Origin of the sequence: Archangium gephyra (genome assembly GCF_049060025.1) — a bacterium.
Classification (GTDB): Bacteria; Myxococcota; Myxococcia; order Myxococcales; family Myxococcaceae; genus Archangium; species Archangium gephyra_A.
Window position 1 is genome coordinate 1,155,060 of sequence record NZ_JBMEQQ010000002.1, and the last position, 24,359, is coordinate 1,179,418.

A 24,359-nucleotide genomic window follows, 5' to 3' on the forward strand; every position below is an offset into this window, starting at 1 on the left:
CAAGACCAACGCCGCCCCTTCGGCAATGGACTATCGCAGGCAGGTGCGCACGGTCTCCGGGCTGAACGGCTTCTCGATGCACCGGGGGGCATGGCGATCCACGAACGCGACAGCACGCGGCGTGAAACAGCCCGCCGTCATGAAGACCAGGCGCTCGACCAGCTCCGGGTACTTCGCCGCCACCACCTCGTAGAGATCCATGCCGGTGATCTCCGGCATCATCAGATCGCAGAAGATGACGTCATAGCCCGTGTCCTCCGCCAGCAGCTCCAGCGCGCGTGTGCCGCTGGGGGCCCGCTCGATGGTGTGCGGCGGGCCGATGGTCCGGGCGAGCGCCTCGATGACCTCGGGCTCGTCGTCGATCACCAGCACGCGGCGGATCTCCGGCTGCCCGGACCGCCGGAGGCGCTCGTCCGCGGAGTCCTGCTGGGCCGCCGTCCCCGCCACCGGCAGCAGGACGCGGAACGTGCTCCCCCGGCCCGGCGCGCTCTCCACCTGGAGCTGGCCTCCCATGCCCGTGACGATCCCATGGCACACCGAGAGGCCCAGCCCCGTCCCCTCGCCAATGGGCTTGGTGGTGAAGAACGGCTCGAAGAGGCGCGGGAGGTTCTCGGCGGGAATTCCACACCCCGTGTCGCGCACCTCGATGGCCACCCACGTCTCCTCGTGGGGCCGGAGGGTGAGCGTCACCTGGTTGCCCGACACATCCCCCTCGGGGAGGGCCTGCGTGGCGTTGAGCAGCAGGTTGAGGAAGACCTGTCCCAGGCGCGACTCGTTGCCCACCACCGCGGGCACCGGCGCGTAGCTCCGCAGGAGCCGGGCCCTCAGGCGAAGCTGGTGCTCCGCCATGGCCACGGCGAACTCCAGCGCCTCCCGGACGTCCACCGTCCCCAGCGCGTCGAACTTGCTGCTGGCGAACGTGCGCAGATCCCTCACGATGCCGCGGATGCGCTCGGCGCCCTTCCGGGCGTGCTGCAGCGCGTCCATCACCTCTGTCAGCGCCTCGTCCTGCTCCCGCTCCGCGAGCTCCTCCAGCGCGAACGTCACGTTGGCCAGCACGTAGGACAGGGGGTTGTTGATCTCATGCCCCACGCCCGCCGCGAGCTGGCCCGCCGTGGCCAGCCGCTCGGCCTGGATGAGCGCGCCGCGTGTCGTGTCCAGCTCGGCGGAGCGGCGGCGCACCAGCTCCTCCGCCTCCGTGCGGGCCTGGTGCTCGCGCGCGAGCAGGGCATCCCGCTCCAGCTCGGCGCGGTGCCGCCGGGTGATGTCCTCGATGACGGAGATGAAGTAGTCGGGCGCGCCATCCGGCTTGCGCACCAGGGACACGGTGAGGTTGACCCAGAGCGTCTCCCCGGACTTGTGGAAGTAGCGCTTCTCCATCGAGTAGGTGGAGAAGCTCGCCGGCGAGCACCTGCTGGACCTGCTCGAGATCCGCGGCCAGGTCATCCGGGTGGGTGATGTCCTGGAACGTCAGCTCCATCAGCTCCTGGTACGTGTAGCCGAGGATGCCGCACAGCCGCGAGTTGACGCGCAGCCACCGGCCGTTCGTTCCCACGTGGGCGAGGCCCACGGCCGCCTGCTCGAAGGTGGCCTGGAAGTGGCGCAGGAACTCCGAGAGCTGCTCGGACGCCTGGCTTCGCTCGGGCATCTCGGGAGTCTGGACGGGGAGGGGGGACGGGGGTGTGCTGTCCATGAGGGGGCTCAACGGGGCCCTCATTCTAGGACGGGAAGCGCGGCCCGGGTGAAGCCATCCAGGCTCCCGGGACCCACCGTGCACCCCATTGAGCCCGGAGTATCGGCCTCGGCGCCAGATGGAATGGATGATCCAGAGTGTCCCAAAGCCGCCAATGAAGGTCAGGGGGATATTGCCAACGTGCGGCCCGCGTTATCGAATTCAGAGAAGTTGAGAATTCCGAAGCAGGTGAGCGGACGGATGGAGCGGCCCAATTGCCCCGGTGGGGCCGGAAGGGGGGACCCGGCGAGCGAGTTGCGTGCCAGCCACCTGCTGTTGCAGGCCCTCACGGAGGTGCAGACGGAGTTCATCCAGGGCCGGGAGGTGCCGCGGCTCTTCGACAAGCTGCTGTCGGTGCTGTTGAAGCTGACGGGCAGCGAGTACGGCTTCATCGGCGAGGTGTTGCGCACGCCCGAGGGCCAGCCCTTCCTGCGCACCCACGCCATCACGAACATCGCCTGGACGCCGGAGCTGCGGGAGTTCTTCGCCCGCGAGGCGCCCAAGGGCATGGAGTTCAGGAACCTCCAGTCGCTCTTCGGGGCGGTGATGACGAGCGGGGAGCCGGTGGTGTCCAACGCTCCGGCCGTGGACTCCCGGCGGGGAGGGCTGCCCGAGGGCCACCCGCCGCTGCGCGGCTTCCTGGGTCTGCCCTTCCACTCGGCGACGGAGATGGTGGGCATGGTGGGGATCGCCAACCGTCCCGGGGGCTATGACGAGGGGGTCATCGACTTCCTGCAGCCGTTGCTGGCCACGTGTTGCGCCATCCTCCAGGGCGTGCGCAGCGAGCGGCGGCGGCGCCAGGCCGAGGAGGCGCAGCGTCGCTCGGCGGAGAGCTTCCGCACGCTCATCGAGCGCAGCCCGGATGCGCTCTTCATCCACCGGGAGGGCCAGGTGCTCTTCGCCAACTCCTCCGCCGCGGGCCTGCTGGGCCATGGGTGCGGCGCCTTGCTGCGGGGCCGGCCCATCACGGAGTTCGTCCAGCCCGGAAACGAGGCCGGGCTCACCGAGCCCTCCAGTGTCAGCGCTCCCCACGAGGTGCTCTTCCAACACCGCGAGGGCCGGCAGGTCCTGGCCGAGGTGGTGACGATCCCGCTGCTCTTCGACGGGCAGCCGGCCACGGTGTCCATCGCCCGCGACATCACCGAGCGGCGGCAGGTGCAGGAGAAGCTGCGGGCCTCCGAGCGCATGGCCTCACTGGGGACGCTCGCGGCCGGCGTGGCCCATGAGATCAACAATCCCCTGTCGTACATGCTGAGCAACCTGCGCTTCGTGGACGACGAGCTGTCCTCGCTTACGGGCTCCGGCGAGGGGCTCGTGGGGGCGCGGGGGCAGGAGATCCGGGACGCGCTGAAGGAGGCGCTGTCCGGCAGCCAGCGCGTGGTGGACATCGTGAAGGATCTGAAGACCTTCTCGCGCACGAGTGACGAGCGGGGCGGGCCGGTGGACCTCCAGGCGGTGCTGGACCTGTGCGGGAACATGGCGTGGAGCGAGATCCGCCACCGCGCTCGGCTGGTGAAGGACTACGGCGGAGTGCCGCCCGTGTACGCGAACGAGTCGCGGCTGGGGCAGCTCTTCCTCAACCTGCTCATCAACGCAGCCCAGGCGATTCCCTACGGGAACATCCAGGGGAACGAGATCCACGTCTCCACCCGGTACGAGGAGGAGCAGGTGGTGGTGGCGGTGAGGGACACGGGGGTGGGGATTCCCGAGGAGAACCTGGGCAAGCTGTTCAATGCCTTCTTCACCACGAAGCCGGTGGGGGTGGGCACGGGGCTGGGCCTGTCCATCTGCCACGGCATCATCACCGAGCTGGGCGGGCGCATCGCCGTCCAGAGCGAGCCGGGGAAGGGAACCACGTTCCAGGTCTTCCTCCCGATGGGCGAGCCCCGGAGCACCACGCCGTAGCGGAGCGCTCCGTGCGGCTCCCAGGTGCGCTCAGGCGGCCTGGGCGGGCTGGTGCCGCTCGGCCTTCAACCGGAGGCTCTTGAGGCCGCGGATGAGGAAGGCCTGGTTCCAGGGGATGGTCTCCTCCTGGCCCGGGGCGAACGAGACGCGGCGCACCCGGCGGAAGAGCTCCTCGAACACCACCTTCGCCTCCAGCCGCGCCAGCGGAGCGCCCAGGCAGAAGTGGATGCCGTGGCCGAAGGAGACGTGCCCCTGGGCCTCCCGCGTGACGTCGAACCTGTCCGGCTCGGGGAACCTGCGCGGCTCCCGGTTGGAGGCCCCCAGCAGCAGCAGCACCCGCGAGCCCTTGGGCACGGGTTGGCCGGCGATCTCCGTGTCCTCCAGGACCACCCGGATGAGGGCCTGCGCCGGACTGTCGTAACGCAGCATCTCCTCGACGGCATTGGGCATGAGCGAGGGATCCGCCGCCAGCCGCTCCCACTCGGAGGGGTTGCGCAGCAGGGCCACCAGGCCGTTGCCGATCAGGTTGGTGGTCGTCTCGTTGCCGGCCACGAGCAGCAACCGGGTGAAGGCGATGATGTCCAGGGTGGAGAGGAAACCGCCCTCGGCCTCGCTCGCCTCGATGAGGGCGCTGATGAGATCCTGGCGCGGCTCGCGGCGGCGCCGCTCGACGGCGGCCTCCAGGTACGCGTGGAACGCCAGGATGCTCTCCCTCAGCCGCATCAGCTCCTCGTGCGTGCCCTGCATGGCGGTGGCGCGCAGGACGTCGTCCGACCAGCGCTTGAAGTCCAGGCGGCGCTCGGGCTCGACGCCGAGCATCTCGGCGATGACGATGACGGGCAGCGGCGCGGCCAGCTCCGGAATCAGATCGAACTCCTCGCGGGCGAGCATGGCGTCGATCAGCTCGCCGGAGAGCTCCCGGATGCGCGGCTCGAGCCCGGCCACGCGGCGGGGCGAGAAGGCGCGGCTCACCAGGGTGCGCAGGCGCGTGTGCAGGGGCGGAGCCGAGGTGAGGAGATTGTTCTCGGCCTGGAAGTAACGGAGCACGTCCTCGCCGAGCTCCTTGGGCATCATCGCGCCGGGCGCCATCAGCTTCGAGGAGAACAGGGCCGGATTCTTGAGGACGGACGTGATGTCCTCGTGCCGGGTGAGGACGTAGCAGCCCCGCATCAGGGACTCGACGAACGGGACCGGGCCGGCTTCTCGCAGTGAGGCATAGAAGGGATAGGGATCGAGGGTGACCTGGGGCGTGAGCTGAGGCGCGAGCGGTTTCATCGGAGTTCCAGACAGGGAAGGCCGGAAGTATGCCGTGGCCGGGCGCGGCGTGCCCCCGGGCCGCGGAAGCCTTGGAAGATTCAGATTGTGAGTGCCCGACACTCGGGGGCCGAAACCCGTGCTTCCCCCAGAGGGAAGCCGTGTATACGGTAGGACACCTATGGCGAAGGCACCCGCGAACCCCGCCGTGCGCAAGGCGGATCCCGTCCTGCAGTCCCTCTTCGACGTCCAGGAGGCCACGCTGCCCAATGGCCTCCGCGTCCGTCTCCTGGCCAACCACGACACGCCGGTGGTGAGCCTCTACACCTTCTTCCAGGTGGGCAGCCGCAACGAGCGCCCGGGCATCACCGGCATCAGCCACCTGTTCGAGCACATGATGTTCAACGGGGCCAGGAAGTACGGCCCCAAGATGTTCGACAAGGTGCTCGAGTCGAACGGCGGCCGCTCCAACGCGTACACGTCCACGGACATGACCGTGTACTACGAGGACTTCGCCGCGGACGCGCTGGAGACCGTGTTGGATCTCGAGTCGGACCGGATGCGCTCGCTGCGCATCGACGACGACGCGCTGGAGAGCGAGCGCCAGGTGGTGATGGAGGAGCGCCGCGTCCGCGTGGACAACGACATCACCGGGACGATGGACGAGGAGCTGGGCACGCTCATCTGGAAGGCCCACGCGTACCGCTGGCCGGTGATCGGGTGGGAGAAGGACATCGAGAACATCACCCGCAAGGACTGCGAGCAGTACTTCCGCACGTACTACGCGCCCAACAACGCGGTGCTCTACATCTGCGGGGACATCGATCCGAAGAAGACGCTGGCGCTGGTGCGCCGCTACTACGGGGACATTCCCAAGGGTCCCAAGCCCGAGTCCGTGCTCAACGCCGAGCCCGTGCAGAAGGGCGAGCGCCGCGCCGAGGTGCGCCACCCCGCCCAGTCCCCGGCCTTGATGCTCGCCTGGCACGGCCCGGCGGCGCGCGACGAGGACACGCTCGTGCTGGACATCATCCAGTACGCGCTGACGAAGGGCGAGGGCAGCCGGCTGGTGAAGAAGCTCGTCTACGAGACGCAGCTCGCCGTGTCGGTGATGGTGGACTGGGGGTGGAGGGTGGATCCCGGCGCCATCATCGTCTACCTGGAGCTGAAGCAGGACTCGGATCCCCGCAAGGTGGAGGAGGCCCTGTACGCGGAGCTGGCGCGCGTGGCCGCCGAGGGCCTGACGGAGCGCGAGCTGCAGAAGGCGAAGAACAACCTGCGGGCGGATCACCTGCGGGAGCTGGCGACGAACAGCGGGCGGGCGCACGCCATGGGCCACTACGAGGCGCTGCTGGGCTCGTGGCGGGACGGGCTGACGCTGCCCTCGGTGTACGCGGCCGTCACGAACGAGCAGGTGAAGGCGGTGGCGGCGAAGTACTTCGCTCCCGAGCGCCGCTCGGTGGTGACGCTCGTCCCCGCGCCGGGGGGAGCCCCGGAAGAAGCCGCTGACGCAGCCGCTGACGGAAAGGACGCCCAGTAGATGGCCCCCCGAGTCACGAAGAAGACGGTGAAGAAGGTGGCGGCCAAGGCGGTGAAGGCCGTGAAGAAGGTGGCACGGAAGGCGGAGCCCGCTCCGGCCGCCGTGAGGCTGCCCGCCCTGCACGAGAGCACCACGTCCAGCGGGCTGAAGGTGCTGGCCGCCCGGCGCGGAGTGCTGCCGCTGGTGGCCATGCGGTTGGTCATCCGCGCGGGCAGCTCGGTGGATCCTGCGGACAAGCACGGCCTGTCGGACTTCACGGCGCGGCTGATGCGCCGGGGCACGGCGAAGATGAGCGCGGACGAGCTCGACGAGACGATCGAGTTCGTGGGCGCGAGCTTCTCGGTGGGGAGCAGCGAGGACGTGCTGTCGCTCTTCGTCACCACGCCGGCGGAGCACTTCCCGGACATGCTGGCGGTGCTGGGGCAGCTCGTGCGCGAGCCGTCCTTCCCGGAGCGCGAGGTGGAGCTGGCGCGCGAGCGGGCGCTGGCGGGCTTCGTGAACGACCTGGATGATCCGTCGGTGGTGGCGGACCGGGCCTTCACGCGGGCGCTGTGGGGCAACCACCCGTACGGGCATGACGTGGGTGGCAGCGCGGCGCACGTGAAGACCTTCACGCGGGACGACCTGGTGCGCTTCCACCGCGAGCGGATGGGGCCCCGGGTGGCGCTGCTGTCGGTGGTGGGCGCGGTGGACCCGGAGCTGGTGGCGCGCGAGGCGGAGAAGGCCTTCGCGGGCTGGGAGGGCGGACCGGAGGCGCCGGTGGAGCTGCCGGCGGGGGACAAGCTGGCCACGGGCCGGATCCTGGTGGTGGACAAGCCGGAGCAGACGCAGACGCAGGTGCGCATCGGCGGGCCGGGCTTCCGGGTGGGCCATCCGGACTACTTCCCGGCCGCGGCGATGAACAACGTGCTCGGCGGTGGCTTCACCTCGCGGCTGGTGAACGAGGTGCGCGTGGAGCGCGGCCTGACGTACGGCATCCACAGCTACTTCGACATGATGAACGCGGGAGGCGTGTTCGGCATCTCCACGTTCACCCAGACGGAGAAGACGCGGGAGATCATCGACGTGTCGCTCGCCGAGGTGGCGAAGGTGCGCGCGAAGGGCATCACCCCGGCGGAGCTGAAGAAGGCGCAGCGCTACCTGGCGGGGCTGTACCCGCTGCGGACGGAGACGAACGAGTCGGTGGCCTCGGTGATCAGCGACATCCGGGTGCACGGGCTCGGGGACGACTGGGTGGAGAAGTTCCGCGAGCGGCTGCTGGAAGTGAAGCCGAAGCAGACGGTGGAGGTGGCGGCGAAGTACCTGTTCGCGCAGCCGCCGCTCATCGTGCTGGTGGGCAAGGCGTCCGAGGTGAAGAAGCAGCTCACGGGGCTGGGGCCGGTGACGGTGGTACCGGCCTCGGACTACGAGTGAGCGGCGTCCGCGTTCTTTTCGAGGGCGCGGGGCTGCTCGCGGTGGACAAGCCCGCGGGGATGCTGGTCATCCCCGGGCGGGGTGAGGGCGGAGGCCCGTCACTGCGCGAGGTGCTGGAAGCGGAGCTGAAGCGGAAGGTGTACGTGGTGCACCGGTTGGATCGGGACACGTCGGGGGTGATGGTGTTCGCCCTGGAGCCCGCGGTGCACCGGACGCTGTCGATGGCCTTCGAGTCCGGGAAGGTGCACAAGCGCTACCTGGCGCTGGTGGAGGGCCGGGTGGAGGCGCCGCGGGTGGTGGACGCGGCGCTGGTGCCCGCGCGCAAGGGGCGGATGCGGGTGGCGAGGCCGGGCGAGGAGGGCAAGCCCTCGCGGACGCGGGTGAGGCCGGTGGAGGTGTTCACGGCGGCCTCGCTGGTGGAGGCCGAGCCGATGACGGGGCGGACGCATCAGATCCGCGTGCACCTGCTGTCCGAGGGGCACCCACTGCTGGTGGATCACCAGTACGGGCGGGACGAGCCGTTGAAGGCGAAGGACGTGGGCGGGGAAGGGGAGGACGTGGTGCTGGCGCGCACGCCGCTGCACGCGGCGAGGCTGGAGTTGCCGGCGCTGCCCGGAGTGGAGGCGAGGGCGCTGGAGTCCCCGCTCCCCGAGGACATGGCGAGGACCGTGCAGTTGCTGCGCAAAGCTCCCTCTCCCTCTGGGAGAGGGCCGGGGTGAGGGTCTATCCCGAGTAGCTCACTCCAGGACCCGTGACCCCTCGGACCGTTCGTCGGAGGGGGCGCGGAAGCACAGGCGCCGCTCTCCGCAGACATGCGGGTGCACCTGCTCGTCGTCGGGCCCCACGCTCTCTCCCGTCGCGACGCACCAGAACGTCGCGGTCGAGACGTAGCCCGTCTCCCAGTCCACCGCCGAGTCGTACCGGACGCCCGGCGTTCCCTTCGAACGCACGCGCCGGCAGACACACGGCGGTTTCTTGTCGGTGCTCGAGTCCATGCGCTCCCTCAGGCCGCCGCGGCGGCGAGCACCGTCCGGCGAATCACCGCTTCGAGGACCGGGACCTTGTAGGCGTTCTTCGACAGCGGCGTCGCCCCACTCACGGCGGCCTTCGCCGCCTGCCGGGCGAGCTCCTCATTGAGCGTCTTCCCCACGAGGAGCTTCTCCGCCTCCGCCGACCGCCGGGGCGTGGGAGCGACCCAGCCCATGGCAATCGACGCCTGCCGGATGACCTTTCCATCCATCCGCAGCACCACCGCGACGTCGCAGATGGGCCAGTCGTAGCTCTCCCGCTCGCCCTGCTTGTGGTACGCCGACTTCGTTCCCGCCGGAAGCGCCGGGAGGCGCACGCGCGTCAACAGCTCGTTGGGCGCGATGAGCGTGTCGGTCGCACGCTTCATGTCCGGTGCCAGCAGGAACTCGGACACGGGCACCACCCGCGACTTGCTCCCGGGGCCGGTCAGCTCGACCGAGGCCCCGTAGGCCACCAGGGCCGTGGCCGGAGTGGAGGCGTGCACCATCACCGTGCGCTGGTTGTCGAAGATGGCGTGATACTGGTTCTGCCCCGAGCGGACCCGCTCGACGTCATCGCCACCGGCCTGGTGGAAGTGGTCGTAGCGGAAGTACCAGCAGCGGGGCCGCTGGAGCAGGTTGCCTCCCATCGTGGCGGCATTGCGGACCTGGGGCGTGGCGGCATGCTCCGCCGCCTCCGCGAGCGCCCCGTAGCGGCGGCGCACCTCGGGCTCCCGTGACACCTGGGCCAGCGTCACCATCGCGCCGAGCCTCCAGGCCCTGTCTGGCGTCGAAGCGCACCCCGTCCAGTCCCTTGATGGTCTTGAGGTTGACCACCCGGTGAGGGGCCACCACGCCGTTCTTCATCAAGTCCAGCAGATCCATGCCGCCGGCCTTCGCGACGACCGGCTTGCGCTCGCTGCCTTCACCCAGCAGCGAGACGGCCTGCTCCACGGATTCCGCATCCACCCATTCGAAGCTCTGCATGCATCCTCCGTTCGGCTCAGCCGCGCAGCGCCGCGAGCACGTTCGCGGGCGTCATCGGGAGCGTCCGAATGCGCTTGCCCGTCGCGTTGTAGAAGGCATTGGCCACCGCCGCCGCCGTCGCCACGTTGGCGGGCTCGGCGACTCCTCGCGCATCCGTCGAGGACTGCGCCCCGAGCTGCTCGAGCAGGATGACCTCGATCTTCGGCACCTCGCGCGAGCCGACGATCTTGTACTGATCCACGTTGGCGTTGAGCTGCTGCCCGCTCGCGGGATCCAGGTGCCGCTCCTCGTAGAGGGCGTAGCTCACGCCTTGAATCACGCCTCCGTAGATTTGACTCTCGGTGAGCTTGGGGTTGATGGGGCGCCCGCAGTCGTGCACCGCGACCACCCGCTCCACCTTGACGATGCCCGTCTCCGTGTCGACCGCGACCTCGGCGAACTGCACGCCTCCGATTCCATGCTTGCTGAGGGCCATGTCGGGAGTCGTGAACACGTACCCCTCGTAGTCGTCACGGCGCTCGGCCCGGTGGGAGATCTCCTCGAACCCGGCCTTCTTGACCGCCTCGCGGAAGGGCATCGCCGACGAGGCCTTGCCCTTCACCATCACCTTGCCGTCGGCGAAGACGATGTCGTCCGCGTTCGCCTTGAGCACGGGGGCGAGCCGTGAGGCCAGCTCCCGGGCACAGCGGTACGCGGCGTTGCGGGCGGCGGGAGTCAGGGAGCTGGTGACGCGGCTGCCGCCCGAGGCGGGCCCCATCGGATAACGGGAGTCCCCGATATGGGAGCCAATGTCCTCGGCGCGCAGGCCGAACTCCTCCGCCACCACCTGCGCCAGGATGGTCCGCGTCCCCGTCCCGATGTCCTGCGTGCTGCTGAAGGCCTCGACGGAGCCATCCCCCGACACCCGCACCTCACAGGCGCTGTTGGGTTGGACCAGGTAGAGCCACTGGGACTGGGCGAACCCGATTCCCCGCTTGATGGGTCCCTTGTCTGCGCCCGCGGGCCGCCGCTTGTTCCAGCCAGCCCGTTCGGCTCCGATCCGGCGCTCGTGGGCGCGGGCCACGCAATCGTCCGTGTCCGAGACGTCGATCTTCCCCCGCAGCGCGAGGGGATCCATCCCGATCTTCTCCGCCAGCTCGTCGATGGTCTGCTCCAGGGCGAAGATGCCCTGTACCTGACCGGGAGCCCGGAAGGCGGCGCAGGGCCCGGCATTGGTGAAGACGTCGTGCTGCTCCACCAGCACGTTGGGGCACTGGTAGAGCGTGGAGTGGCAGAAGCCGACGCCCGCGCCACCGGCCACGCCTCCGCTGCCGTAGGACTGGACCTGGAGCGCCACGAGCGAGCCGTCGCGCTTCGCGCCCAGCTTGAGCCGCTGGAGGCTGTTGGGACGATTGCCGCCCGAGACGTGCTCCTCGCGGCGATCCAGCATCATCCGCACCGGCGCCCGGGCCTTGCGCGACAGGTGGATGGCGAGCAGCCCGTAGTTGCCAATGCCGTACTTCGCCCCGAAGCCGCCGCCGGTGAAGTCGCTGATCACCCGGACCTTGCTCTTCGGCAGATCGAAGAGCTCGGCCGCGTCTTCCCGGACGCTCGAGACGAACTGGGTGGAGGCGTAGATCGTGAGCTCGTCGTCCTTCCAATCGGCGACGATCCCGTGCGGCTCCATGGGCACATGGGTCTGCACCTGGGTGCGGTACTCCGCCTCGATCACCACGTCGGACTCGCGAAGCCCCTGGGCGATGTCACCTCGCGGACCGATGCCGCGCGGCTTCGTGTCGGGACCGCGCACGTTGCCCTTCTGGGGAAGGCCCGGGGGCGCGCCTCCGCCTCCCGCGGTCGCCGGCTGCTCGGTGGGACCGGGGAAGACCCGAGGCGCGTTCTCCTTCATCGCCTCCTCGAGCTCGGAGACATGGGGGAGGGGCTCGTACTCGACCTTGATCAGCTTCGCCGCGGCCTCGGCGGCCCGGGGACTGTCGGCCGCCACCGCCGCGATGGGCTGGCCCGCGTAGCGGACCGTGGGGTAACGGGTGTTCTGCTCCGCCTTGGGATCCCGGAGCTGCGCGGACGAGAGCAGGCGCTCCTGGATGTGAATGGCCCGCACGCCCGGGTAGCGCTCGGCCGCCGAGGTGTCGATGGACTTGATGCGCGCATGGGGCAGCGTCGAGGCGACCCACTTGCCCCAGAGCATTCCGGGAAGCTGCACATCGAAGGTGTAGCGGGCCCGGCCGGTGACCTTCTCGATGCCGTCCAGGCGCGAGACCGGCTTGCCAATGGACTTGAGCTTCGCGTTCTCGGGCAGGGGAGGGGGCTCGTCCTGCGGCACCCGCCGGGTGACCTCCTTCATGCTCGCGCCGACAATCCCGTACGGCATGGCCTGCTGCCTCGAGGGCCCCGGATTCGGCGGGGGCTGCTGGGGAGCACCCTGCTGTTCCTGCTGCTTCCCGCCACCGGGCTTGTTGGAAGCCCGGCTATCGGTGGTGTCCTTGACGTCTTGCATCAGCTCTTCCCCTTTGCCTTTCCGCCTCCCTGGGCCGCGGCCAGGGTCGCCTTGAAGACGTTGGGATAGGTGCCGCACCGGCAGAGATGACCACTGACCGCCTGCTTCACGTCGTCGAGCGTGCACTTCGGATTGCGCTCGACCAGCGCGGCGCAGCTCATCACCATGCCGGGAGTGCAGAAGCCGCACTGGAGCGCATCGTTCTCCACGAAGGCGCGTTGAACGGGGTGGAGTCTTCACCCTTGGACAGCCCCTCGATGGTGGTGACCTTCCGGCCCCGGGCATCGAAGGCCAGCGTCATGCAGCTCGCGGCGACCTCGCCGTCGAGCCAGACGGTGCAGGCCGAACAGGCGCCCCGGTCACAGCCCACCTTCGTTCCCGTCATGCCGAGCTGGTGGCGCAGCAGCTCGGCCAGCGTCGTGCCGGGATCGGCCTGGACCGTCACGGTGCGGCCATTGATGGAGAGGGACAGCGAGGAAGGCTCGGGGCCGAGCACCTTGGGCCCGGCGTCCGCTGCTTGCGCGGCGGAGGGGGCCAGGGTGGCGCTCAGGGCGGAAGCACCCGCGCCCTTGAAGAAAGCGCGGCGGCTGAGCTGGGGCTGCGGGGGATGGGGGACGGAGTCATCATCGGATGGGGCCAATGTCGAACGCTCCTCTCGACAATCAAGCTACAGGAGCAATCTCGTGGAGGCCCAGCCGGGAATGTGACGTGTGTGTCTCCAGCTTCGCTTCGTCAACAATGCGCGGCCGGGGGGGGCGGTCCCGGACGCTCAGGCCTGGAGCGTCCGGCCGAACAGCTCGAGCAGCTTGCTCCAGTGCCGTTCAGAGGCGTCCTTGTCGTAGGAGGCCATGCCCTCCACCGCGTAGCCGTGGCGAGCGCCGGCGTAGAAGCTCGGATTGCGCCTTCACGCCGGCCTCCTTCAAAGCGGCCTCCAGCCGCGCGATGGCTTCGGCCGGCATGGAGCCGTCCTGGTCCGCATGGCCGAAATAGAGCTCGCCCTTCACCTTGCCCACCACGAGATGGGGGCTGTGGGGATCGTCCGTGGCCAGCCGCCCTCCATGGAACGAGGCCGCCGCGGCGATCCGATCCGGAAACGCGGCCGCCATGTGCACCGCCATGGCGCCGCTCATGCAGTAGCCGGCCACGCCCACCCGCTGCCCCTTCACTTCCGGCTGTCCGGCGAGGAAGTCGAGCTCGGCGGCGGCGTCCATCATCACCCGCTCGGGCGTCAACGTCGCGATGAGCCCCAGGATGCGCTTGCGGAACGCCTCGTCCGCGAAGGAGCCGTGCATGTTGGGGAGCGGCGCGCGTCCCTCGCGGTAGAAGACGTTCGGCAGCAGGACGACGTAACCCGCCTTCGCCAGCCGGCGCGCCATGGCCTCGAACACCGGCCGGGTTCCCATGGCGTCCGTCAGCAGGATGACGGCAGGCCCCTGTCCCAGCCCCTGTCCATGTCCGTCCGGATGGAACAGCTTCGCGTCCATCGTTCCTTCACGGGTCTTGATGTCGACGTCTTGCATGATCCCGCTCCTCTGTGTGTTCGGTCAGCCGCCGCGATCCTCGCGAGCCATCGAATCGAGGTTTTTGAGCAGCTCTTCGTTGGACAGATCGTCGCTGCCCTCGGGCACTGCCGGTGCGGAGGGCCCGGACAGCCGGCGGCGCAGCTCGGGGACGACGGTGGTGCGCATCGCCGCTCTCGCCTCCTCGGACCACTCCTGGCCGCTGAAGACGTCGATGAGGGTGAACCAGCAGAGGCGTCGATCCTCCCGGCTCCGGAGGAAGTCCGGCCGCGCCATCCAGGTTTCGAAGAACAGCTTCAGGAAGCCGCTCTGCCTCTCGGCGGGGACGACGGGAATCCAACGGTTGTTCCATTCCTCCGACTGCCCGAGTTGCTGGGCATTCCAGGCGTGGAAGTGCTGGCCGCGGACGAACCATTGCAGCTCCCGCCACAGGGCCTCGCCCCTCAGGCTCTGGAGCTTCGCGAAGCAACGGTTCACCTCGTCCGGTGTCGCGCGCGGGTCGAGGTTGACGAGCTCGCACACCCGCTCGTCGGAACCGGCCCTGACGGACGAGCGGACCGCTTCGAGCGCCTGGCGCTCCGCCTCCTCGCGGCTGCGAGTCGCCACGTCCGCCGTGGTGCGCACCGCGAGCGCGAACAAGGGGACCGCGACGATCGCGGCGAGGAGGGGAGACCACAGCATCAGGGTGGGAAGCTTCTCGCCCGTCCGCCACCGCGCGACGAAGACGAGCACCGCCACGATGACCGGCGCCAGGGCGAGGAATAGCGACAGCCACGTGAGCGCCGTCGAGAGCGGGGGAAGCGGACGCCCGCGGTTCACTTCGTCCGCCATGGCCATCACGAGCATGGCGCCAAAGAGCACCAGTACGTTGATCAGGAGCTGCGCGCCGATGATGAGGTAGCTTTGACCCGCTGACATGGGGGGGATTGTGGGCGTGTGCTCGTGACAGCACAACACGTCTGGGGCGCTCCAAGCCGGTGGAAGTAAGTTCTTTCAGGGTGCTCCTGCGGGAAAGCACGGGGCACCTTCCGGCCGCGCGGCGTGCCGACTGGTCCAACAATCGGACCAGTTGCTCCCCATCGCAGCCGGAACCTCCCCCCCTGACAGGACTTACCCCTCCTGGCTTAGTCCTCCAACGCATTCAACTGCGTTTGAGCAATCTCCCGGTACAGCGGCACCACCTCGACGGCCAGCACGTCCTCGAACAACTTCCGCGCGCCTTGTATATCCCCGGCTTCCTGACGACGGCTGGCATCCACGATGGCACGGGACAAGCGCCGAGAGCCTACGCGGATTCTCCGGGAGATCGTCGCTACGAGGGTTGCCGCGTCCGAGGGAGAACGGATGCCCTGTGCCGCGTCATCATCTGACAGAGCCACTTGTCGGGCTGCTCGCCGCAAGAGATCGCATACAGACGCAGTGAGTTCTAGCGGCTGGCCCCGCTCGAGCTGTTCCGCTAACTCTCGTACCTCTTCCCAATCTGTTTCTTCGCTCATGCGTCACGTTCGCGGTTTAGCGGCGCCTTCCCCCCCGCATGGAGCGGGCGCCCGGTCAGACTACGGGAACGTCACGCCGTCGAAGAACTCCCCGGGGCCACCGTCCTGGCTCCACAGCTTCAGGGTGAAGGTGCCGCGCGCCTCTTCCTCCGGCATCTCCACCTCCACCCCGATGCGGCGCGTCTTCCCTGGTGGGATGGGCTCCTGGGTCCACACGCCGAGCGCCTTCCACTCCGTGTGTCGCGGCCCCATCAGCACCGCACCCGTAGGCATCCAGGGCCTCGTCCCCAGGTTCCGTACCTCCTGCTCCAGGGCCAGCCGCACCACCCGGTGCCCGCCCTCCACGCGCCCGGTATCGGAGCGGTAGCTGTGTGTCCGGGTGCTGATGATCGTATTGCCCGGGCGCCAGGTGACGCTCTTGGTGATGCGCTCATCGGCGATGCCGCCCTCGCTCAGGAGTCCCTGGGCGATGAGGCCCAGGAGACCCCTCCGCCCGGCGCACTCCGCCTCCAGCCGCGCCTTCTCCTGCCTGCATTGCCGGGCCTCCTCCCGCGCCCGCCGCTCTCCCTCCTGGCAGGAGGCACATGTGCACGGCTCGCGCGTCACCTCCACCTGCCGCTCGGCCTCGGAGGGGTGCACCACCAGCGAGAAGGTGGCGCTCGCCGGGGCCGCGCCGTCCTGGAAGAACACCGTCAGCGGCACGCGCTCCCCATCTCCCAGCGCTTTCGTGGGCACGAGTGTCAGGGACTCCGTCCCCAGGTCCGCCACCCGGAAACGTCCTGGCCCCGCCAGCTCCATGCGGACCAGCTTCGTGTCGAAGACAAGGGTGGTGGAGAGCCCCGGGTGGATGCACACCTCGGGGGCCCCGCCGGAGCCCTCCGCTGTCAGCTCGAGGTGGCGCGTGCCCCTCTCACAACGGGGCAGGGGTGAAGGCTCGGCGGTGGTGGGGGCGAAGAGCAGCCTCGTTCCCACGAGGATGACGGCGGGCAGGACGGACACGGGGCGCGAACCTCCAGGGAGAGCGGACGAGACCGGGGAAGTTGGCCTCTACCACATCTCCTGTCCGGTGATGTCCGGGCCCGCCCGGCTTTCCGCCCGTGCTGGCTCCAGGCCGGCTTATTTGAAGCGGTCCACCACCCGCAGCCCCACGACGGCGTCCACCAGCACCTTCCCCGGCTGGCTGCCGGGGCTGTACTCAAGGCCGACGTTGCCCAGCTCGTCCGTCAACTCCATGCACACCGGGAGCGTCTCCCCGGTGGGCGTATGGGCCTCGGTGAAGCGGCCGTACACGCGCGTCTCGCCGAAGTAGAGCCGCCCGAAGAAGCGGGTGGTGTCCGGCAGCGCGACCTTGTAGCCCACCATCCCGGGACTGAGATGCGCCCCCGCCTCCCAGTCGCCCGGCACGAAGAGGGGCGTGTCCGCGTCCACGCGCACGGGCTTCTTGGTGCGGAGGTTGTCCTCGGTCCATGCCATGGACCTCATTTCCCCCACGTCCAGGCCGAGCGTGTCCGTCATGAGCTCCACGGCTCCGGCGGGGCACGCCTCGGGAGGAGGGGCGCGGCGCACGGGCGGCACCTGCTGAGGGGTGCCCAGGCAGGCCTGGAGGGCGGCGCCGGTGAGGCCGAGACACGCGGTGCGCACGGCGGGCGTCCGGCGTCTGGCGGGGGCTTCGGGCTGGGGGCCAGACGTCTGCGGCTGCTTTGTTTTCACGGGAGCATCGTCCTTTCGGGGCGCCTCGGCGGGAGGCGTGGCCACGGCCCGCACAGGTTCCGGTGCGTGCCCCCCGGGCGCCACTTCCTGGCCGGAGCCGAGCCACCAGGCTCCCAGCGCCGCGGCCAACCCCAGGCCCACCGCCGCCAGCACCCGCCAGCGCGCCCGCGGCTTCTCCGGGGGCCGCCGCTCCGGGTGCGGTGGCACCGTCCAGTCCACGTCCGTGCGGGCCCGCAGCTCCTCCAGCGCCTCGTACAGCGCCACGGCGCCCGGGTAGCGCTCTTCCGGCGTCTTGGCCAGCAGGCGCAGACATACCGCCTCCACCTCCCGGGGCACGCGCGGGTTGATGAGGTGCGGCGGCAGCGGGGCCCGGTGCAGCACCGCGTCCACGTCCTCGCCCCCGTGCTCGGCGGGCCGGAAGGGGAAGCGGCCCGTCAGCAGCCGGTAGAGGACGACGCCCAGCGCGTACAGGTCGTCCCCCGGCCCGGCCCGGTAGTGCGCGCCCGGCTCGCCCGCGTGCGCGCGGCCATAGGCCCAGGCCTCGGGGGCGCGGTAGGGCGGCGTGCCCGGGGGAAACATCCCCTTCGTCAGCGTGGGGTACGCCTCGTGGTAGCCCACCCCGAAGTCCACCAGCACCGCCTGTCCGGTGCTCCTCCGCACCAGGATGTTGGCTTCCTTCACGTCCCGGTGGAGGACGCCCGCTTCGTGTGACACCGCCAGCGCGCGCGCCACCTCCAGCACCCGGTCCACCACCTCGCCCAGGGTGCGCCCCGGCGCCCACTCGTCCAGGGTGGAGCCGTCAATCAGCTCGAACTTCAGCCACAGGAAGCGCGGCTTGTCCTCGGGCCACTGGCCCGCGCCGAGCTGGCGCGCGAGGTTGGGGTGGCGCAGGCGCGTGCCCAGCGACATCTCCCGCCAGGCGCGCGCGGCCCGCTCGGGGCCCTGATCCAGCGGCAGCAGCTTGAGGGCGGACACGTAGCCCTCGGGGCTTCGCACCCGGTACACGGTGGCGAAGCCACCACTGCCCAGCACGTCCTCTACCACGTCTCCGCCAATGCGGGTGCCGGGCGGCAGCGGCGGCGTGTCGTGCGGACTCATGGGCCCCTCGTCGCGCAGGGGAACGGGGCGCTCGGGACCAGGAAAGGGGAGGGGAGTGGACATGGAGCCTACCTCGGAGGACCTCAACGTAGCAGGTTGAGCGCCTCGGCCGGGGTCGCACGGGATGCTCCATCCACCCCCGCCACCCGTGCGGGGTGTCAGACAACCCGCATGGCTTCCTCGTGGGTTGCTTCCTTGGCGGCGCTCATGCACTCCTCCAAGGTTGTCGCAGTCCCAGCCAGGGAGAGCCAGAGATGAGGAAACGGCCAGTCACGCGGTGTCCGCGACTGCTGGTGCTCGCCGGAATGTGGTGGCTGGGCGCAGGAGGGTTGACCGGTTGCGCCAGCGGCCGCAATACCGTGACCGGGCGCATCACTCCAGAACACTTCGAGTTCACGACGACCGTGAAGAAGCCCAGGTCCAACAATGAACCGGGCGGATGGTGGGCGGTCTGCATCCACGCGCAAATCACCCAAGGTGATTCAGGAGCCACCTCCATCTGTAAGTTCGAGGTGGGCCTGCCGCAGCGCAACCGGTTCCAAGGGGATATCTCCTTGGCGCATGCGCAGGAGGTGGCGGCGGACATGGCCAACCGGGCCATCTACAAGGTTCTGGTGGAGGCCCACCCCTCGACCATGCACGTCACCCATTGCATCAACTTCAAGAAGCTCTACGAGCCCATGCTCGACGAGAAGATCAGGGGCGCACGGGTGGGTGCCTGCGAAACCGAGGGCGCGAAGACGGTCCACTTCGGCGTGTCCTACCATTGCGACGAATGAACGAGCTCACACGGGAATCCCTTGTCCAGGTGGCGCACCACTACTACCCGGTGGGCTTTCCTCCTGAGGAGGACAACTACGACGAGCCGCTTCTCGCCTTCCAACGGACGCCCGAGCACCAGCGGTGGCGTGCTGCCTGGCGGAAGGCCCTGGATGAGTGGAAGGAATGGGCTGACTTCCTGGAGCGCCTGCGGGCTGTGTTCCCCGGGTACGACGTCGGGGATGTGACGCAACCTTGGATGGCGGCCTGTGTCCGCTGCTGCGTCTATCTGGAGACGTCTTTGCCGGAGGGGGGCCGGGTCGTCACCCGGGTCGTGGGCGCCGTGAGCATCCTCGCCCCCCTGTACCTCGTCTACACGACGACGGAAACGCTTCGGGTTGGCGAGACATCCGTTCGCCCACGGCTCACCTACGAACCGGCGGGTGAGGCCAGGCCCTGCGCGGAGAAGTTGGCGCAGCTCATCGAGGAGGCGTTCGGCTACCGTCCCTTTCCCCTGGAATTGGCCGAGGTGCCTTTGCCGGACCTCCGAATCGGCCACCTCAACCTGGAGTCGGAGCAGCCCACGCTTCTCAACGCGATCCTCGGGGAGAACCTCGGCAACGTGCCCTGAGCCTGCGGGAGCGCGAGAACTGGCGGCTCCGCGTCGCCCAAGCGGATGCCTTTTTTGCGCGGGGCCCGCCGTGGGGATAGGGATGCGGTTCTCATGTCTTTGACCGCGGAGCTACTCGATGCCGTCCGGGAGGAAGCGCGCCCGGACACCTGGTCCGCCGGCATGGGCCTGGCCCGCGCCGGGGCCGTCTCGGTGCAGTCCGTCGGTGAGGAAGAGGCCGTACTGCGGGTGCGCGCTACCGGCCGTCCCGCCCCCCTGACCACCGTTCTCTACCCAGAGGACGAAATCTGGGAGTGTGACTGCCGCGGCCGTGTGGACCCCTGTGAGCACGTGGTGGCCGCCGCCATCGTCCTCCACCACTCGGTGTCCCAGCGCGCCCCCGCTCAGCGTGCCCCCGCCCGGCCCGTGCCGTCCCGGCCCACGCCCGCCCAGGCCAACACGGTGCAGGCCGCGCCTCGCCCGGGTGCCGCTCCGAACGCGCCGAAGCCCGAGCGCATGGTGTACCGCTTCAAGCGCGTGGACGGAGGGCTCCAGCTCGAGCGTCTCCTGGTGCGTCCCGACAACACCGCGCGGCTGCTCGCGCGCAGCCTGGCCTCCGTGCTCACCAACCCCGTGGAGGCGGCTCGCATCCAGGTGGAGCCGTGCGATCTGCTCGCGGACAAGCTGCTGCTCAAGCCCACGCGGGGCGCGCTTCCTCCCGAGCGGCTCGAGGCGCTCCTGCGCGTGTTGGAGCCCGCGCGCACCATCATCTTCGACGGCGCGCTGGTGTCCGTCTCGAGCGAGCCCGTGCTTCCCCGCGTCACCGTGGAGGATCGCGGCGAGCAGACGGTGCTCAAGATCGAGAAGGACCCGCGCATCACCGAGTTGGTGTGCCCCGGGATCGTGGTGTGCGGAGGCACGCTCTGCCGGCTCGGCGAGCAGGGCCTCGTCGGCTCACGGATGGAGAGTCTGCCGCAGGAGCGCGTCTTCCCGCCCGAGCAGTTGGGGGACCTCACCGGGAAGGTGCTGCCGGACCTCGCGCGGCGCATGCCGGTGGACGTGAAGAGCCAGCGGCTGCCGCGCATCGATCGCACGCTCCAGCCGCGCATCTCCCTGGACCTCAACCAGCTCGACTCCGGCCTCTCGGTGCTGCCCACGTTGGTGTACGGCTCGCCGCCCACGGTGCGCATCGACAACGGGCGCATGGTGTACCTCGAGGGCGCGGTGCCCGTGCGCGACGAGGGCGCCGAGCAGAAGCTCATCCACCAGTTGCGCGACGAGCTGAACATGGTGCCCGGCCGCCGCGTGACGGTGCAGGGCCGGGACGCGGTGCAGCTCGCCGACAAGCTGCGGCGCTGGCGCGGCGGCCTCACCGGCGACGCGGCGCGCGTGGTCAGCCCCAACGTGAAGCTGAGCCCCGTGCTCTCGGTGGAGGCGGGCGCCACGCAGACCGGCGTGCCCCAGGTGGGCTTCTCGCTCCAGTTCCAGGTGGAAGGGGAGGGGCCCGGCGCGGCACCCCGTTCGGTGGACGCGGCGGCGGTGATGCGCGCGTGGGAAGAAGGACTCGGGCTGGTGCCGCTGGAGGGCGGCGGATGGGCCCCGCTGCCCACCGCGTGGCTCAAGACGCACGGCCAGCGCGTGGCGGACCTGCTGGCCGCTCGCGGCAAGGACGGGCGGCTCGCCAACCACGCCCTCCCGCAGCTCACCGGACTGTGTGACGCACTGGAGCACCCAGCTCCGCCCGGGCTCGAGCGGCTCGCGCCCCTGGTGCAGGGCTTCGAGAAGCTGCCGGACGTGCAGCTCCCGAAGGATCTCACCGCGACGCCTCGCCCCTACCAGCTCCAGGGCATCAGCTGGCTGACCTTCCTGCGGCAGGCGGGCCTCGGTGGCGTGCTCGCGGACGACATGGGTCTCGGCAAGACGCTGCAGACCATCTGCGTGCTCGGGCCCGGCACGCTGGTGGTGGCCCCCACGAGCGTGCTCCCCAACTGGGAGGCGGAGGTGAAGCGCTTCCGTCCCTCGCTGAAGGTCTCCGTCTACCACGGCCCCGGCCGCACCCTGGACGAGACGGCCGACGTGACGCTCACCACCTACGCGCTGCTGCGTCTGGACGCGGCGGTGCTCGGGGCCAGGGCCTGGGACACGGTGGTGCTGGACGAGGCCCAGGCCATCAAGAATCCGGACAGCCAGGTGGCGCGTGCGGCGTATGGGCTTCAGGCCTCCTTCCGGGTGGCCCTGAGCGGCACTCCCATCGAGAACCGGCTCGAGGAGCTGTGGAGCCTCATGCACTTCACCAACCAGGGGCTGCTCGGGGGGCGCAAGGAGTTCGAGGAGCGGTGGTCCCGGCCCGTGTCGGACAACCAGAAGGGCGCGGCCGAGCGGCTGCGCGCGCGCATCCGTCCCTTCGTGCTGCGCAGGCTCAAGCGGGACGTGGCGCCCGAGCTCCCGCCGCGCACCGAGTCCGTGCTGCACGTCACCCTCAACGAGCGCGAGCGCGCCGTCTATGACGCGGTGTACGCCGCCACGCGCGAGGAGGTGGTGTCGCAACTGGAGGAGGGCGGCAGTGTGCTGAAGGCCCTGGAGGCGCTGTTGCGGCTGCGGCAGGCCGCGTGCCATCCCGCGCTCGTGCCGGGACAGCAGGCGCAGACGTCCTCCAAGGTGCAGGCCCTGCTGGAGGCGATCGGCACCGCGGTGGAGGAGGGGCACAAGGCGCTCGTCTTCTCGCAGTGGACGTCCATGTTGGATCTCATCGAGCCGGCGCTGCGCGAGGCGGGCATCGGGTTCATCCGGCTGGATGGCGGCACGTCCAACCGTGGCGCCGTGGCCGCGTCGTTCCAGGATCCGAAGGGCCCTCCCGTGATGCTCATCTCGCTCAAGGCGGGCGCCACGGGACTCAACCTCACGGCGGCGGACCACGTCTTCCTCGTGGATCCGTGGTGGAACCCGTCCGTGGAGGCGCAGGCGGCGGATCGCGCGCACCGCATCGGCCAGCAGCAGCCGGTGATGGTGTACCGGCTGGTGTCCCAGGGCACGGTGGAGGAGAAGATCCTCACCTTGCAGGAGAAGAAGCGCGCGCTCTTCGAGTCCGCGCTCGGCGGGGCCTCCGGGGCCGCGGCCATCACCCGGGCGGACCTCATGCAGCTGCTCGACTGAGCAGGCGGGCCGCTGTCAGGCCGTACCGGTGCACGGGGATGAGTCCGCGCAACGTGACATCCCAGTCACAGCATTCATAGCTTCCATGCTGGAGCGCTCTCCCAGAGAACGGAAATGCCTGGGAATGCGCTGGGGGCTCGAATGCGCAACGAATCCGGTCACGAAGGCGGCACCCTCGCTCCTCTCACGAGCGGGTATGTCGTCCTATCGGGGAACTCGGATCTGGATGATTCCTTCCTGAAGGAGCTCCTCGTCGTGCAGCCGTTGCCCCGGATGCCGCGGCTCGGGGAGCGGCTCGGCGGCAAGGATGGCTCGCGTTTCGAGATCCGCAAGCTGCTGGGGCGGGGAGGCATGGGGGAGGTGTTCCAGGCCTGGGACGAGGAGCTGCAGCGCATCGTCGCGCTCAAGTTCCTCCTGCCCCGCCGGGGGCTCACCCGCCTGGCGCTCCAGGAGGCCCGGGCCATCGCCCGGCTGGATCACGAGAACATCGTCCGCATCTTCGATGTGGCCGAGTGGCTCGGCATCCCCGGTGAGCCGCGGATCCCCTTCCTCGTCATGGAGTGTCTGGAGGGCGACTCGCTGGCCGAGCTGCTCCAGGGGCCGCTGCCCGGGCCGCGGCGTGCGTTGGAGATCCTGGACTCCATCGCCGCGGGCCTGGTCCACGCGCACGAGCGCCACATCATCCATCGCGATCTCAAACCCAGTAACGTCTTCATCTCCCCGCACGGCGTGGTGAAGCTGCTCGACTTCGGGCTGGCCCACCTGATCGCCAACGACCTCTCCGGCGTCCAGCGGGTGCTGGTCGCGGGAACGCCGGCCTACATGGCCCCGGAGCAATGGCGGGGCGAGCCGCAGGACGAGCGCACCGACATCTGGGCGGCGGGAATGGTGCTGTTCGAGATGCTCACAGGGAAGCTTCCCTTCCAGGATGCCTGCCCCAAGGCGCTTCGTGCGCGGGTGAGCTCGGGCGAGCCCATGCCCTCGGTGCGCGGCTTCCGCCCGGAGATTCCCCGGAGGGTGGAGGGGCTGGTGGCCACGGCGTTGGCCAAGGAGCCCGCCCGGCGCTTCCAGACAGCCCAGGAGCTGCGCGAGGAGCTGCACGAACTGGAATCGCTGTTCGCCTCCGAGGCCAGGCCCGGAGCGGCGAGGCCTTCCTCCATCGAGTCCCAGCGCCGCCAGGTGTCGCTGGTGTCCTGCAGGCTCACGGGCCTCACGGGCAGCGGCCTCGGCGAACAGCTCGATTCCGAGGATCTGGGCGAGCTGGAGACGGTCTTCCAGCAGGACTGTGCGGAGGCTCATCCAGCGGCACGGGGGTTGCCCTCCCCAGTACATGGGAAGCGGGATGCTGGCGTGCTTCGGGTGCAATCAGGTGCGGGAGGACGACTCGGAGCGGGCGGTGCACGCGGGGCTGCACCTCGTGAGGAATCTCCCGGCGGCCTTGCGGCGGAAACTGCCGTACCTGCCCTCCACGTTGGCCGTGAGCGTGGGCATCCAGACGGACAGGGTGGCGCTGCAGGACGTCTCGCTGGACCCCAGGGAGCGGACACCGGCTCCGCACGGAGAGGCCCCCGGCATGGCCGCCTGGCTCTCGCGCCAGGCGGGGCCGGGCGAGGTGGTGATCGGTGAGACGACCTGGAGGCTGGTGCGCGGGGGCTTCGTCTCCGAGCCGATCGGGACGCGG

21 protein-coding genes and 3 pseudogenes are annotated in these 24,359 nt (G+C 69.8%); 8 read left to right on the forward strand and 16 right to left on the reverse strand.

Going from position 1 to position 24,359, the window contains the following annotated elements; all coding sequences use genetic code 11:
* Positions 1-30 precede the first annotated feature (30 nt).
* On the reverse strand, positions 31-1,446 hold the full coding sequence (locus ACN28I_RS05205; protein WP_420941032.1) for an ATP-binding protein: 1,416 nt from the start codon (positions 1,444-1,446) through the stop codon (positions 31-33).
* A 10-nt stretch (positions 1,447-1,456) separates the two neighbouring features.
* Positions 1,457-1,717, reverse strand: a pseudogene (locus tag ACN28I_RS05210) (PAS domain S-box protein); the annotation flags it as partial.
* A gap of 186 nt (positions 1,718-1,903) precedes the next feature.
* Here ACN28I_RS05210 and ACN28I_RS05215 point away from each other — a divergent pair.
* Positions 1,904-3,637 (forward strand): ATP-binding protein, encoded by a 1,734-nt coding sequence (locus tag ACN28I_RS05215; protein WP_420941033.1) that lies wholly within the window; start codon positions 1,904-1,906, stop codon positions 3,635-3,637.
* A gap of 30 nt (positions 3,638-3,667) precedes the next feature.
* Here the strand turns inward: ACN28I_RS05215 and ACN28I_RS05220 are convergent, their stop codons facing one another.
* A complete protein-coding gene (locus ACN28I_RS05220) occupies positions 3,668-4,912 on the reverse strand; it encodes a cytochrome P450 (protein WP_420941034.1) in 1,245 nt (414 codons plus the stop codon).
* A gap of 160 nt (positions 4,913-5,072) precedes the next feature.
* Here ACN28I_RS05220 and ACN28I_RS05225 point away from each other — a divergent pair, with 160 nt between their 5' ends.
* Genes ACN28I_RS05225 through ACN28I_RS05235 form a run of 3 tightly spaced genes read left to right on the forward strand, consistent with a single transcriptional unit; the run spans position 5,073 to position 8,560 of the window.
* The gene (locus ACN28I_RS05225; protein WP_420941035.1) at positions 5,073-6,428 is read left to right on the forward strand and encodes a M16 family metallopeptidase; all 1,356 of its coding nucleotides are present in this window, start codon (positions 5,073-5,075) and stop codon (positions 6,426-6,428) included.
* Positions 6,429-7,841: a M16 family metallopeptidase gene (locus ACN28I_RS05230; protein ID WP_420941036.1), complete on the forward strand. Its 1,413-nt coding sequence runs from the start codon at positions 6,429-6,431 to the stop codon at positions 7,839-7,841.
* Positions 7,838-8,560, forward strand: a complete 723-nt coding sequence (locus ACN28I_RS05235; protein WP_420941037.1) for an RluA family pseudouridine synthase — start codon at positions 7,838-7,840, stop codon at positions 8,558-8,560. Before ACN28I_RS05230 ends, ACN28I_RS05235 begins: the two co-directional genes overlap by 4 nt.
* A gap of 18 nt (positions 8,561-8,578) precedes the next feature.
* Here the strand turns inward: ACN28I_RS05235 and ACN28I_RS05240 are convergent, their stop codons facing one another.
* The 13 genes and pseudogenes from ACN28I_RS05240 to ACN28I_RS05300 form a co-directional block, all read right to left on the reverse strand.
* Positions 8,579-8,836, reverse strand: a complete 258-nt coding sequence (locus ACN28I_RS05240; protein ID WP_420941038.1) for a hypothetical protein — start codon at positions 8,834-8,836, stop codon at positions 8,579-8,581.
* A gap of 8 nt (positions 8,837-8,844) precedes the next feature.
* Complete coding sequence (locus ACN28I_RS05245; protein ID WP_420948570.1) at positions 8,845-9,186, reverse strand: FAD binding domain-containing protein; 342 nt, start codon at positions 9,184-9,186, stop codon at positions 8,845-8,847.
* Positions 9,184-9,618 (reverse strand): annotated as a pseudogene (locus ACN28I_RS05250) (FAD binding domain-containing protein); the annotation flags it as partial. The pseudogene ACN28I_RS05250 and the gene ACN28I_RS05245, both read right to left, overlap by 3 nt.
* A gap of 25 nt (positions 9,619-9,643) precedes the next feature.
* Positions 9,644-9,835: pseudogene (locus ACN28I_RS05255) on the reverse strand (FAD binding domain-containing protein); the annotation flags it as partial.
* Positions 9,836-9,851: 16 nt separating this feature from the next.
* Positions 9,852-12,332 carry a xanthine dehydrogenase family protein molybdopterin-binding subunit gene (locus ACN28I_RS05260; RefSeq protein WP_420941039.1) on the reverse strand — a complete coding sequence of 827 codons (2,481 nt, stop codon included), beginning with the start codon at positions 12,330-12,332 and terminating at the stop codon, positions 9,852-9,854.
* A complete protein-coding gene (locus ACN28I_RS05265; protein WP_420941040.1) occupies positions 12,332-12,541 on the reverse strand; it encodes a (2Fe-2S)-binding protein in 210 nt (69 codons plus the stop codon). Before ACN28I_RS05265 ends, ACN28I_RS05260 begins: the two co-directional genes overlap by 1 nt.
* On the reverse strand, positions 12,493-12,972 hold the full coding sequence (locus ACN28I_RS05270; protein WP_420941041.1) for a (2Fe-2S)-binding protein: 480 nt from the start codon (positions 12,970-12,972) through the stop codon (positions 12,493-12,495). The genes ACN28I_RS05265 and ACN28I_RS05270 overlap by 49 nt, the downstream gene beginning before the upstream one ends.
* 129 nt (positions 12,973-13,101) lie before the next feature.
* Entirely contained in the window at positions 13,102-13,182 is an 81-nt protein-coding gene (locus ACN28I_RS05275; RefSeq protein ID WP_420948571.1) for a hypothetical protein, read from the reverse strand.
* Positions 13,154-13,852, reverse strand: coding sequence for a dienelactone hydrolase family protein (locus ACN28I_RS05280; protein WP_420941042.1), 699 nt, complete (start codon positions 13,850-13,852; stop codon positions 13,154-13,156). The genes ACN28I_RS05275 and ACN28I_RS05280 overlap by 29 nt, the downstream gene beginning before the upstream one ends.
* A 24-nt stretch (positions 13,853-13,876) precedes the next feature.
* Entirely contained in the window at positions 13,877-14,770 is an 894-nt protein-coding gene (locus ACN28I_RS05285) for a hypothetical protein (protein ID WP_420941043.1), read from the reverse strand.
* Positions 14,771-14,976: 206 nt separating this feature from the next.
* Positions 14,977-15,348: a DUSAM domain-containing protein gene (locus tag ACN28I_RS05290; protein ID WP_420941044.1), complete on the reverse strand. Its 372-nt coding sequence runs from the start codon at positions 15,346-15,348 to the stop codon at positions 14,977-14,979.
* 60 nt (positions 15,349-15,408) lie between these two features.
* Positions 15,409-16,347 (reverse strand): DUF2381 family protein, encoded by a 939-nt coding sequence (locus tag ACN28I_RS05295; protein ID WP_420941045.1) that lies wholly within the window; start codon positions 16,345-16,347, stop codon positions 15,409-15,411.
* A 117-nt stretch (positions 16,348-16,464) separates the two neighbouring features.
* On the reverse strand, positions 16,465-18,156 hold the full coding sequence (locus ACN28I_RS05300) for a serine/threonine protein kinase (RefSeq protein ID WP_420941046.1): 1,692 nt from the start codon (positions 18,154-18,156) through the stop codon (positions 16,465-16,467).
* 305 nt (positions 18,157-18,461) lie between these two features.
* Here ACN28I_RS05300 and ACN28I_RS05305 point away from each other — a divergent pair, with 305 nt between their 5' ends.
* The 4 genes from ACN28I_RS05305 to ACN28I_RS05320 all read left to right on the forward strand — a co-directional run bounded on the left by ACN28I_RS05305 (position 18,462) and on the right by ACN28I_RS05320 (position 24,304).
* Positions 18,462-18,935, forward strand: a complete 474-nt coding sequence (locus ACN28I_RS05305) for a hypothetical protein (RefSeq protein WP_420941047.1) — start codon at positions 18,462-18,464, stop codon at positions 18,933-18,935.
* On the forward strand, positions 18,932-19,546 hold the full coding sequence (locus tag ACN28I_RS05310; RefSeq protein WP_420941048.1) for a hypothetical protein: 615 nt from the start codon (positions 18,932-18,934) through the stop codon (positions 19,544-19,546). Before ACN28I_RS05305 ends, ACN28I_RS05310 begins: the two co-directional genes overlap by 4 nt.
* A 93-nt stretch (positions 19,547-19,639) precedes the next feature.
* Positions 19,640-22,678: an SNF2-related protein gene (locus tag ACN28I_RS05315; protein ID WP_420941049.1), complete on the forward strand. Its 3,039-nt coding sequence runs from the start codon at positions 19,640-19,642 to the stop codon at positions 22,676-22,678.
* Positions 22,679-22,819: 141 nt separating this feature from the next.
* Positions 22,820-24,304, forward strand: a complete 1,485-nt coding sequence (locus ACN28I_RS05320) for a serine/threonine-protein kinase (RefSeq protein WP_420941050.1) — start codon at positions 22,820-22,822, stop codon at positions 24,302-24,304.
* Positions 24,305-24,359 lie beyond the last annotated feature (55 nt).

Coding starts and splice junctions, on each gene's coding strand:
- ACN28I_RS05305 (WP_420941047.1), top strand. CDS start 18,462: ATGTGGTGGCTGGGCGCAGGAGGGTTGACCGGTTGCGCCAGCGGCCGC.
- ACN28I_RS05225 (WP_420941035.1), top strand. CDS start 5,073: ATGGCGAAGGCACCCGCGAACCCCGCCGTGCGCAAGGCGGATCCCGTC.
- ACN28I_RS05260 (WP_420941039.1), bottom strand. CDS start 12,332: ATGCAAGACGTCAAGGACACCACCGATAGCCGGGCTTCCAACAAGCCC.
- ACN28I_RS05300 (WP_420941046.1), bottom strand. CDS start 18,156: ATGAGTCCGCACGACACGCCGCCGCTGCCGCCCGGCACCCGCATTGGC.
- ACN28I_RS05230 (WP_420941036.1), top strand. CDS start 6,429: ATGGCCCCCCGAGTCACGAAGAAGACGGTGAAGAAGGTGGCGGCCAAG.
- ACN28I_RS05310 (WP_420941048.1), top strand. CDS start 18,932: ATGAACGAGCTCACACGGGAATCCCTTGTCCAGGTGGCGCACCACTAC.
- ACN28I_RS05290 (WP_420941044.1), bottom strand. CDS start 15,348: ATGAGCGAAGAAACAGATTGGGAAGAGGTACGAGAGTTAGCGGAACAG.
- ACN28I_RS05280 (WP_420941042.1), bottom strand. CDS start 13,852: ATGCAAGACGTCGACATCAAGACCCGTGAAGGAACGATGGACGCGAAG.
- ACN28I_RS05220 (WP_420941034.1), bottom strand. CDS start 4,912: ATGAAACCGCTCGCGCCTCAGCTCACGCCCCAGGTCACCCTCGATCCC.
- ACN28I_RS05320 (WP_420941050.1), top strand. CDS start 22,820: ATGCGCAACGAATCCGGTCACGAAGGCGGCACCCTCGCTCCTCTCACG.
- ACN28I_RS05205 (WP_420941032.1), bottom strand. CDS start 1,446: ATGACCTGGCCGCGGATCTCGAGCAGGTCCAGCAGGTGCTCGCCGGCG.
- ACN28I_RS05275 (WP_420948571.1), bottom strand. CDS start 13,182: ATGGCCTCCTACGACAAGGACGCCTCTGAACGGCACTGGAGCAAGCTG.
- ACN28I_RS05285 (WP_420941043.1), bottom strand. CDS start 14,770: ATGTCAGCGGGTCAAAGCTACCTCATCATCGGCGCGCAGCTCCTGATC.
- ACN28I_RS05240 (WP_420941038.1), bottom strand. CDS start 8,836: ATGGACTCGAGCACCGACAAGAAACCGCCGTGTGTCTGCCGGCGCGTG.
- ACN28I_RS05315 (WP_420941049.1), top strand. CDS start 19,640: ATGTCTTTGACCGCGGAGCTACTCGATGCCGTCCGGGAGGAAGCGCGC.